The 9,719-nt window shown below is 68.7% G+C and carries 3 protein-coding genes; all 3 read left to right on the top strand.

Annotation, left to right across the window (positions count from 1 at the left end):
- Positions 1-235: 235 nt before the first annotated feature.
- The 3 genes from recC to recD are packed head-to-tail and all read left to right on the top strand — an operon-like array spanning position 236 to position 9,458.
- On the top strand, positions 236-3,718 hold the full coding sequence (gene recC, locus ACI2KK_RS16480; RefSeq protein ID WP_404669668.1) for an exodeoxyribonuclease V subunit gamma: 3,483 nt from the start codon (positions 236-238) through the stop codon (positions 3,716-3,718).
- The gene (recB, locus tag ACI2KK_RS16475) at positions 3,715-7,386 is read left to right on the top strand and encodes an exodeoxyribonuclease V subunit beta (protein ID WP_404669667.1); all 3,672 of its coding nucleotides are present in this window, start codon (positions 3,715-3,717) and stop codon (positions 7,384-7,386) included. The genes recC and recB overlap by 4 nt, the downstream gene beginning before the upstream one ends.
- Complete coding sequence (gene recD / locus ACI2KK_RS16470) at positions 7,383-9,458, top strand: exodeoxyribonuclease V subunit alpha (protein ID WP_404669666.1); 2,076 nt, start codon at positions 7,383-7,385, stop codon at positions 9,456-9,458. The genes recB and recD overlap by 4 nt, the downstream gene beginning before the upstream one ends.
- Positions 9,459-9,719: the final 261 nt, after the last annotated feature.

Genomic DNA, 9,719 nt, shown 5'->3' with positions numbered 1-9,719 from the left:
GTAGTGTGGGGTTTCCCCATGTGAGAGTAGGTCATCGTCAAGATTCATTTCGCAAAACCCCTATCTGCGCATGCAGGTAGGGGTTTTGTCTTTGTACGCCGAAAAACCCAGAGCCCCGCCCAGGAAACGCACATACCTGCCAAGGCCCCATCGCCGGCAAACCGGCTCCTACAGGCCTCGCAACGCCCGTGGTATGGTTCCCCCCAGCATAAGCCCCCGCCCCAAAGAGCACTCAATGGCCATAACGACCTCACTGCACCCAGGTTTCATGATCGTCCAAGGCAACCGCCTGGATGAGCTGCGCAATCTGGTGGTGAGCGTCATGCGCCGTTACCCGCTGGCCCCGCTGGAAAACGAAATCGCCCTGGTGCAAAGCAACGGCATTGCCCAGTGGCTGAAGTTGGCCCTCGCCGCAGACCCGCAGGACGACGACCAGGGCGGCTGCGGTATCGCCGCCGCCATCGATGTGCAATTGCCCGGCAGTTTCATGTGGCAGCTGTATCGCCAGGTATTGGGCCGCGACGAAATCCCGCAAGTGTCGCTGTTGGACAAGGCCCCCCTGACCTGGCGCCTGATGCGCCTGCTCCCCCAGGTCATCGAGCGTCCGCACTTCGAACCCCTGCGCCGCTTCCTCACCGACGACAGCGACCTGCGCAAGCGCTACCAGCTGTCCGAGCGCCTGGCCGACCTGTTCGACCAATATCAGGTGTACCGCGCCGACTGGCTCAAGGACTGGGCCACTGGCAACCACGTGCTCAACACCGCTCGCGGCGAGCGCAAGCCCCTGGCTACCGGCAACCGCTGGCAGGCCGAGCTGTGGCGCATCCTGCTTGAAGATGTCGGCGAAGCCGGCATGGCCCAGAGCCGTGCCGGCGTGCACCAGCGCTTCATCGAGCGCATCAACGCCCTGGAAGAGGCGCCCAACGGCCTGCCCGCCCGCCTGATCGTATTTGGTATCTCCTCGTTGCCCGCCCAGGTGCTCGAAGCCCTGGCGGGCCTTGCCAAGTTCAGCCAGGTACTGTTGTGCGTGCACAACCCGTGCCGCCACCACTGGGGCGACATCGTTGCCGACAAGGACCTGCTGCGCCACCAGTACAAACGCCAGCAGCGCAAGCAAGGCATGCCGATGCAACTGGACGACGAGTCGCTGCACCAGCACGCTCACCCGCTGCTCGCCGCCTGGGGCAAGCAAGGCCGCGACTACATCAACCTGCTCGACAGCTACGACGACCCCGGCAGCTATCAAGGGGTATTCAGCGACGGGCGCATCGACCTGTTCAGCGATGCCGACCCCAAGACCCTGCTCAACCAGCTGCAGGACGACATTCTCGAACTGCGCCCGCTGGCCGAAACCCGTGAGCAGTGGCCCGCAGTCGACCCCGCCAAGGACCGCTCGGTGCGCTTCCATGTAGCCCACAGCCCGCAACGTGAAGTGGAGATCCTCCACGACCAGCTGCTCGCGCGCTTTGGTGCCGACCCCACGCTGCGCCCACGGGACATCATCGTCATGCTCCCGGCCATCGACGCCTATGCCCCGCACATCCGCGCGGTATTCGGCCAGCTGGAGCGCAGCGACCCACGCTACATCCCGTTCACCCTCACCGACCAGGGCCAGCGCGGCCGCGACCCGCTGCTGATCGCCCTCGAACACCTGCTCAAGCTCCCCGACAGCCGTTTCGCTGTCAGCGAAGTGCTCGACCTGCTCGACGTACCCGCCGTGCGCGCCCGCTTCGCCATCCAGGAAAGCGACCTGCCCACCCTGAATCGCTGGATCGAAGGCGCCGGCATTCGCTGGGGCCTCAGCGCCGAGCAGCGCGCGACCCTCGGCCTGCCTGAAGGCCTTGAGCAGAACAGCTGGCGTTTCGGCCTGCGGCGCATGCTGCTGGGCTATGCCGTGGGCGTGGGTGAAGGCTGCGACGGTATCGAACCTTACGACGAGATCGGCGGCCTCGACGCCGCGCTGATCGGCCCGCTGGTGGCTCTGCTCGACGCCCTTGAAGTCGCCTGCCAGGCCCTGACCCAACCAGCCACCGCAACCGAGTGGGGCGAGCGCCTGCACGCGCTGTTGCAGGTGTTCTTCCTCGCCGAACACGAGCACGACGAGCTGCTGCTGGCCCAGCTCCAGGACTTGCGCGACACCTGGCTCGAGACCTGCGAGTCGGTCGCCCTGCAAGACCCACTGCCGCTCACCGTGGTGCGCGAAGCCTGGCTGTCGGGCCTGGACCAAGGCAAGTTGTCCCAGCGTTTTCTCGCAGGCTCCGTGAACTTCTGCACCCTGATGCCCATGCGCGCCATCCCGTTCCGCGTGGTCTGCCTGCTGGGCATGAACGACGGCGACTACCCGCGCGCCCAGCAACCGCTGGACTTCGACCTGATGGCCAGCGACTACCGCCCCGGCGACCGTTCGCGCCGCGAGGACGACCGCTACCTGCTGCTCGAAGCCCTGCTGTCCGCCCGCGACCAGCTCTACGTCAGCTGGGTCGGCCGCAGCATCCGCGACAACAGCGAGCGCCCGTCCTCGGTGCTGATCGGCCAGTTGCGCGACCACCTTGCCGCCGGCTGGCAACTGGCTGGCGCCAAGCCCGGGCAGAAGGACGACCCCGGCCAGCAACTGCTGCACGCCCTGACCCAGGAACACCCGCTGCAGCCCTTCAGCCAGCGCTACTTCCAGAAGGGCAGCGCGCTGTTCAGCTTCGCCCACGAGTGGCTGGCCCTGCATCAGGCCGGTGAAGGCGAACAGGCCGAACCCCAAGCCCTGCCACCGTTCAGCAGCGATGAACCACTGACCCTGGTGCAGTTGCAGGATTTCCTGCGCCACCCGGTTCGGCACTTCTTCAGCCAGCGCCTGAAGGTATTCTTCGAGGCCCTGGAAGCGCCCACCCCCGACGAAGAGCCCTTCGTCCTCGACGCCCTGCAACGCTATGGCCTGAGCGAAAGCCTGCTCGGCGCTGCGCTGGCCGAACCCGACAACGCCGAGCAAGCCCTGCAGCGCCAGGCCCGGCGCCTGCAAGCCTGCGGCCTGCTACCCCTGGCCGGTTTCGGCGAAGCGCTGCAGGCCGAACTGATCCAGCCACTGCCCGACCTGCTGCAACGCCACCGCCAGTTGCTGCAACGTTGGCCGAGCGTGGTCGAAGGCGCCTTGCCGATCCACTTCGAGCACGGCCCGCACGCGTTGGAAGGCTGGCTCGGCCGCGTCTACCAGGCCGAAGACCAAAGCCTGCTGAGCATCAACACCGTACCCAACACCCTCAGCGCCGGGCGCAATGCCCTCAAGTGGCAACGCCTGATCCCGGCCTGGGTGATGCACCTGGCCGCCTGTGCCAGCGGCTACCCGCTGCACACCGCCCTGGTGGCCAGCGACCTCACCCTGCTGCTGGCCCCCCTGGCCAGGGAAGAGGCCGCCGAGCGCCTGGCAGACCTGCTGGTCGCCCGCCAGGCCGCGATGAACGCGCCGCTGCCGGTGGCCGCCAAGACCGCCTTCGCCTGGCTGGCCCAGAGCGACCCGGACAAGGCCCTGGCCGCGGCCACCCGCGCCTACGAAGGCGACGGCCAGAACAGCTTCGGCGAGCGCAGCGAAAGCCTGGCCCTGGCCCGCCAGTACCGCGACTTCGCCGCCCTGGCCCAGGATGAAACCTTCGAAGGCTGGTGCGAAACCCTGTACCGCCCCCTGTTCGCTGCCCCCTGGCAGACCCTCGGCAACCCGGAGAGCGCCCAATGAGCCAGGCCCGCCCATTGGCCCTGAGTTTCCCCCTGCACGGCAGCCAGCTGATCGAGGCCAGCGCCGGCACCGGCAAGACCTTCACCATCTCGGCGCTGTACCTGCGGCTGATCCTCGGCCACGGTGGCGAGCAGGCCTTCGAGCGTGAACTGCTGCCGCCGCAGATCCTCGTGGTGACCTTCACCGACGCAGCCACCAAAGAGCTGCGCGAGCGTATCCGCGCCCGCCTGGCCGAAGCCGCGCGGTTTTTCCGCGGCGAGCTTGAAGGGGCCGACCCGCTGTTGCACCTGCTGCGCGCCGACTACCCCGAAGAACACTGGCCACGCTGCGCCAACCGCCTTGAGATCGCCGTGCAGTGGATGGACGAGGCCGCCGTCTCGACCATCCACGGCTGGTGCCAGCGCATGCTGCGCGAGCACGCCTTCGACAGCGGCAGCCTGTTCACCCAAAGCCTGGAAACCGACCACAGCGAGCTGCTCGGCCAGGTGGTGCGCGACTACTGGCGGCGCTTTTGCTACGGCATGCGCGGTGAGTCGCTGGCCTGGGTGCGCGGCAACTGGGGTAGCCCCGATGCGCTGCTGCCGCGCATCCGCCCGCTGTTCGGGCGGGTGCGCGACAGCGTGCAGGCCGAGGAGCCGCAGGCGCTGATCGAAGCCACCCTGCGCCAGCGCACCGAGCAACTGAACCAGCTCAAGGCCCCCTGGGCTGCCTGGGCCGATGAGCTGCAGCAAATCTGCCGCGACGCCGTGGCCGCCAAGCAGGCCGATGGCCGCAAGCTGCAAGCACGCTTTTTCGAACCCTGGTTCGACAAGCTGCGCACCTGGGCCGCTGATGAGCAGGCCATGGAGCTGGACCTGGGCACCGGTTTCACCCGCCTGACCCCTGCCGGCATGGCCGAGGCATGGAAGGCCGGCGAGCCCCCCGAGCACCCGGCGTTGCACGCCATGGAGGGCCTGCGCGAGCAACTGCAAGGCCTCGCCAGCCCCGACGTGCAACTGCTGGAGCATGCCGCCGGCTGGGTCTCGGCGCGGTTCGAAACAGAAAAGCGCCGCCGCGCCGAAATGGGCTTCGACGACATGCTCCTGCGCCTGCAGCACGCCCTGGCCAGCGAGGCCGGCGAGCGCCTGGCCGGACTGATCCGCGAGCAGTTCCCGGTGGCGCTGATCGACGAATTCCAGGACACCGACCCGGTGCAGTACGGCATTTTCGAGCGCATCTACCGCATCGGCGAGAACAACCCGCACACCGGCCTGTTCATGATCGGCGACCCCAAGCAGGCGATTTACGCCTTCCGTGGCGCCGACATTTTCACCTACCTCGGCGCCCGTCGCGCAACCCTCGGCCGCCTGCACAGCCTGGACACCAACTACCGCTCAAGCCAAGCCATGGTCGCGGCGGTCAACCGCGTATTCCTGCTGGCCGAAGGGCGTGAGCAGGGCCGTGGCGCCTTCCTGTTCCGCACCGCGCGTGACAACCCGCTGCCCTTCGTCGAGGTCAAGGCCAAGGGCCGCAGCGAGCAATTGCTGATCGACAGCCAGCCCGCCACCGCCTTGCAATGCTGGCAGCTGCAAAGCGACGAGCCGGTGTCCAACACCCTCTACCGCCAGCGCCTGGCTGCCAGTTGCGCCAGCCATATCGTCGCGCTGCTCAATGGTGGCCAGCAGGGTGTCACCGGCTTTGCCGATGGCGACGGCACGCTGCGCCCCTGCCTGCCCTCGGACATCGCGATCCTCGTGCGCGACGGCCGCGAGGCCCAGCTGGTGCGCGCCGAACTTGCCGCCCGCGATGTGCGCAGCGTGTACCTCTCCGACAAGGACTCGGTGTTCGCTGCGCAAGAAGCCCACGACCTGCTGGCCTGGCTCAAGGCCTGCGCCGAGCCCGATTCCGAGCGCCTGCTCAAGGCTGCCCTGGCCAGCCTCACCCTCGACCTGCCGCTGCTGGAACTGGAGCGCCTGAACCAGGACGAGCGGGTGTGGGAAGACTGGGTCATGGACTTTCGCCGCTACCGCGACACCTGGCAGCGCCAGGGCGTGCTGCCGATGCTGCGCCGCCTGCTGCACGACTTCCAGCTGCCGCGCAGCCTGATGGGGCGCAGCGACGGCGAACGGGTGCTGACCAACCTTTTGCACCTGGCCGAGCTGTTGCAGCAAGCCGCCGGCGAGCTGGACGGCGAGCAGGCGTTGATCCGCCACCTGGCCGAGCACCTGGCCAACGCTGCGCAGGCCGGTGAAGAACAGATCCTGCGCCTGGAAAGCGACGAGCAACTGGTCAAGGTGGTGACCATCCACAAGTCCAAGGGCCTGGAATACCCGCTGGTGTACCTGCCGTTCATCTGCACCGGCAAACCGGTGGATGGCTCGCGCCTGCCGCTGTCCTGGCACGATGACGACGGCGCCGCCCACCTGACCCTCACCCCCAACGCCGAGCAGATCGAGCGCGCCGACGACGAGCGCCTGGCCGAAGACCTGCGCCTGCTCTACGTGGCCCTGACCCGCGCCCAGCACGCCTGCTGGCTGGGCGTCGCCGACCTCAAACGCGGCACCCAGCGCAGCTCGCAGTTGCACCGCTCGGCCCTCGGCTACCTGCTCGGCGGCGGCTTGCCGCTGGCAGCCTCGAGCCAACTGGGCGAATGGCTGGACGCGCTGCAGGCGGCAACCCCCGCCATCGCCCGCCTGCCGCTGCCAGAGGCCGACGAGCAACGCTACCGCTCCCCGGCCAGCACGCTTGAGCTGCTGCCCCCGCGCAAGCCGCGCCGCGCCGCCGCCGAGCACTGGTGGATCGCCTCCTACAGCGCCCTGCGTGTGGGCGACCAGACGCTGATCGCCGACAGCTCCCAGGCCCAGCAACTGCTGGACGACGAGGTGCTCGACAGCCAGCTGCTGCGCGAAGTGCCGGCCGAGGCCGGCGACATCCACCGCTTCCCCCGTGGCCCGGCGCCCGGCACCTTTCTTCACGGACTGCTGGAATGGGCCGGCCGCGAAGGCTTTGCCGAAGTCAGCGCCCAGCCCGAGCAGATCGAGCATACCGTTGGCCGGCGTTGCAACCGCCGCGACTGGGCCGGCTGGATCCCCACCCTCACTCAGTGGCTGCACGCCATGCTGGTTCAGCCCATGCCGCTGCAGGACGCCAGCCTGACCCTGGCAAGCCTGAGCCAGTACCAGATCGAGATGGAGTTCTGGTTCGCCAGCCACAAGGTCGACGCCCTGCAACTCGACCAACTGGTAGCCCGCCACACCCATGCCGGCGCCGCCCGCCCGGCGGCCCAGCCGACCCAGCTCAACGGCATGTTCAAGGGCTTCATCGACCTTGCCTTCGAACTGGACGGGCGCTACTACGTGGCCGACTACAAGTCCAACTGGCTCGGCCCCGACGCCCAGGCCTACAACGCCCTGGCCATGGAGCAGTCGATCCTCGAGCACCGCTACGACCTGCAGTACGTGCTGTACCTGCTGGCCCTGCACCGCCAGTTGCGCGCGCGCCTGCCCGACTACGACTACGACCGCCATGTCGGCGGTGCCCTGTTCATCTTCCTGCGCGGCGTTACCGCCGCTGGCCACGGGCTGTACCACGCCCGCCCGCCACGGGCGCTGATCGAAGCGCTCGATGCGTTGTTCCGCGGCGAAAGCGCCCCGGCGCAGCAGGACCTGTTTGCCGGAGCCGCGCCATGAGCCGAAGCCTCGACGACCTGCTGCCCACCGCGCTGCAAGCCGAGCACCTCAGTGCCCTGGCGCCGCTGCACAGCAGCCTCGACCTGCTGGCCCTGCTCGACCGCTGGGTGGAGCGCGGCTGGCTGCGCGCCCTCGACCGGGCGTTCGTCAGCTTTCTCGAAGAACGCGCCCCCGGCAGCGACCCGCTGGTACTGCTGGCTGCCGCCCTGGCCAGCCACCAGTTGGGCCACGGCCACGTGTGCCTGGACCTGGCGCAGACCCTCGCCGAGCCGGACTTCGCCTTGTCGCTGCCGCCGGAGGGCGATGCCCTGGCCGGCCCGCTGCTGCTGCCTTCGCAGCTGCTGGCCAGCCTCGACCTGCCGACCTGGCTGCAACGCATCAGCGAAAGCCCGCTGGTGGCCGACGCCGATGCCCCCGGGCAATCGCCCCGGCCGCTGGTGCGCAGCGGCGAGCGCTTGTACCTGCGCCGCTACTGGTCCTACGAGCGGCGCATCGACTCGGCGCTGCACCAGCGCCTGGCGCGTCAGCAGGCGCAGCAGCCCGACTTGGCCGAGCGCCTCGGGCAACTGTTCGCCGGCGGCGCACCGGCAGGCGAGGTGGATTGGCAGAAGCTCGCCTGTGCCCTGGCCACCCGTGCCGGTTTCAGCGTCATTACCGGCGGCCCCGGCACCGGCAAGACCACCACCGTGGTGCGCCTGCTGGCCCTGCTGCAGGCCCCTGCGGTCGAGCAGGGCAGGCCGCTGCGCATCCGCCTGGCGGCGCCCACCGGCAAGGCCGCCGCGCGCCTTACCGAGTCCATCGGCCAGCAGGTCGAGCGCTTGCAGGTGGACGGCGCCGTGCGCGCGCAGATCCCCACCGAGGTCAGCACCGTGCACCGCCTGCTCGGCAGCCGCCCAGGCTCCCGGCACTTTCGCCACAACGCCGGCAACCCGCTGCCGCTGGATGTGCTGGTGGTCGACGAAGCCTCGATGATCGACCTGGAGATGATGGCCAACCTGCTCGACGCCCTGCCGCCGGCTGCGCGCCTGGTACTGCTAGGCGACAAGGACCAGCTGGCCTCGGTGGAAGCCGGCGCGGTGCTGGGCGACCTGTGCCGCGACGCCGAAACCGGCTGTTACTGGCCGCAGACCGTCAACTGGCTGGAGCAGGTGGGCGGCCAGTCGCTGGCCGCCAGCGGCTTGCAGCCAGGTATCGCCGAGCGCAACCCGCTGGCCCAGCAGATCGTCATGCTGCGCCATTCGCGGCGCTTTGGCGAAGGCAGCGGCATTGGCCAGTTGGCCCGGCTGGTCAACCGCCAGCAGGCAGACCAGGCCCGCGAGCTGCTGAACAACAAGCCGCAGGACGTGTTTTGCCTGACCCTGGGCGGCGAGCACGACAAGCGTTTCGACCGCCTGCTGCTCGATGGCCTCGACCGCGGCCCTGAAGGCCCGCAAGGCTACCGCGGCTACCTGCGGACCATCGGCCGCCTGCGCCCGCCGCCCGGCACCCCTGGCGACGACCCGCGCTGGGAGCAGTGGGCGGCGCAAGTGCTGCGCAGCTTCGAGGACTTCCAGCTGCTGTGCGCTGTGCGTAAAGGCGCGTGGGGCGTCGAGGGCCTGAACGAGCGTGTGGCCCGGGTACTGCACAACGCCGGGCTGATCGACAGCCAGCAAGCCTGGTACGAAGGCCGCCCGGTGCTGGTGACCCGCAACGACTACGGCCTGGGCCTGATGAACGGCGACATCGGCATCGCCCTGCGCCTGCCTGACGATCAGGGCCAGGCCCTGCTGCGCGTGGCCTTCCCGCGTAACGACGGCAGCGGCGGGGTGCGCTTCGTGCTACCCAGCCGCCTGAGCGAGGTTGAGACCGTGTACGCCATGACCGTGCACAAGTCCCAGGGCTCGGAGTTCGCCCACACCGCCTTGGTGCTGCCCGACGCGCTGAACCCGGTGCTGACCAAGGAGCTGGTATACACCGGCATCACCCGCGCCAAGCATTGCTTCAGCCTGGTCGAGCCGCGCCAGGGCGTGTTCGAGGAGGCCGTCCTGCGCAAGGTCAGGCGCATCTCCGGCCTGATGCTCGAGCAGCTCTGACGCCAACACTCTTTGGGATTCAACCCTCTTAAGGGCCATTGCGCTTTGGGGCGTTGCACAGCGCATGATTCAGGCCCTGCGCAATCCTGTAGGAGCCGGCTTGCCGGCGATCACCGGCACAGCCGGTGCCAGCTTTCGCCTGGGCCGGCCCTATCGCCGGCAAGCCGGCTCCTACAGGCACAGCGCTGGCCTGAGACTAATGCAATCCCTGTGGGAGCAACTGTCTTGTGCTGCCTGAACCGGCCTCATCGCCGGCAAGCC

It is taken from the genome of Pseudomonas sp. NPDC089406 (assembly GCF_044900265.1).
Classification (GTDB): Bacteria; Pseudomonadota; Gammaproteobacteria; order Pseudomonadales; family Pseudomonadaceae; genus Aquipseudomonas; species Aquipseudomonas fakonensis.
Note: the sequence above shows the minus strand (reverse complement) of the source record. Positions and strands in the feature narration are given on the sequence as shown.

Excerpts from the sequence above, each read along its gene's own strand:
- recC (WP_404669668.1), top strand. The coding sequence starts at position 236 with ATGGCCATAACGACCTCACTGCACCCAGGTTTCATGATCGTCCAAGGC.
- recB (WP_404669667.1), top strand. The coding sequence starts at position 3,715 with ATGAGCCAGGCCCGCCCATTGGCCCTGAGTTTCCCCCTGCACGGCAGC.
- recD (WP_404669666.1), top strand. The coding sequence starts at position 7,383 with ATGAGCCGAAGCCTCGACGACCTGCTGCCCACCGCGCTGCAAGCCGAG.